This window comes from Acinetobacter sp. TUM15064 (assembly GCF_008980265.1).
Taxonomy (GTDB): Bacteria; Pseudomonadota; Gammaproteobacteria; order Pseudomonadales; family Moraxellaceae; genus Acinetobacter.
In genome coordinates this window covers 1-435 of sequence record NZ_BKFU01000231.1, presented here as the reverse complement: position 1 = coordinate 435, position 435 = coordinate 1, and the positions used below count along the sequence as shown (strand labels likewise).

Genomic DNA, 435 nt, shown 5'->3' with positions numbered 1-435 from the left:
ACCCTATGCGGTTAGGGTGGTAAGTCGAATTTCAGGTACGTTGATGGTTTTGATAGCCACAATTCTAATTATTGGTCAGGTTTAAGTTTTATTTCGGAATCTGTAATAAAAATCACTTACAGATTCCGAACTCATTGTATTTAAAGAATTGCTTTTAAGCGTTTAACCACTTCTTCACATTGAGCGAGATCAGCAACTAAAGCCATGCGTACGTGACCTTCGCCTGGATTGCCTTGTTCAGTATCACGAGATAAATAGCGACCTGGAAGAACTTTGATATGTGCTTTTTCCATAAGCATTTGAGCAAAAGTTTCATCATTGTCAACTTTTAACCAATAGTAGAATCCAGCATCTGGCTTTTGTAGTGGTAATAAATGACCAAATTCGCTTTGGAATAATTCAAATTTCGCACGATATTGTTGGCGGTTTTCTTCC

Annotated in this window: 1 protein-coding gene; it reads right to left on the bottom strand. The window is 37.5% G+C overall.

The annotated features are described in order from the left end of the window. Nucleotides 1–140: 140 nt before the first annotated feature. On the bottom strand, nt 141–435 hold a 295-nt coding region (locus tag GBI16_RS18565), incomplete at its 5' end, for an aminotransferase class I/II-fold pyridoxal phosphate-dependent enzyme (protein WP_151707647.1).